Genomic DNA, 512 nt, shown 5'->3' with positions numbered 1-512 from the left:
TGGCCATTCTTCAATTGCAGCAATACTTTCGTTAATCCCGCTATCCCCGCTGCGCCTTCGCAATGCCCGATGTTGGACTTCACCGACCCTATCGCGCAAAACTGTTTGTCCGGCGTATCTTGTCCAAATGCCCGGGTCAACCCGGTAATTTCAATCGGGTCTCCCAAGACCGTTCCGGTTCCGTGGGCTTCCAAATAACTGATCGTCCGTGGATTTACTCCGGCTTCTTTCAAGGCTTGGCTTATTAAATTTCCTTGCGCATTAGGGTTAGGCACCGTATATCCATTGGTCTTTCCTCCATGATTAATGGCTGTACCCTTGATAACCCCATAAATCTGATCGCCATCTGCGATTGCTCTTGATAGCGGTTTCAGCAATACGGCCCCTACCCCTTCGCCAGGCACGTATCCCTCGCCGCCTTCACCAAAACTCTCGCATCTTCCTTTGTTGGAAATAAACTTCCCTTGGCTAAGTTTCAGATATTTATTCGGGTGAAGAGAAACATTCACTCC

The 512-nt window shown here is 49.2% G+C and carries 1 protein-coding gene; it reads right to left on the bottom strand.

What is annotated here, in order from left to right; all coding sequences use genetic code 11:
- On the bottom strand, positions 1-512 hold a 512-nt coding region (locus ABRS97_RS28150; RefSeq protein WP_367859155.1), incomplete at both ends, for a beta-ketoacyl synthase N-terminal-like domain-containing protein.

It is taken from the genome of Paenibacillus tabacirhizosphaerae (genome assembly GCF_040812395.1).
In the GTDB taxonomy this organism is placed as follows: domain Bacteria; phylum Bacillota; class Bacilli; order Paenibacillales; family NBRC-103111; genus Paenibacillus_E.
This window is presented reverse-complemented; position numbering and strand designations above follow the sequence as displayed.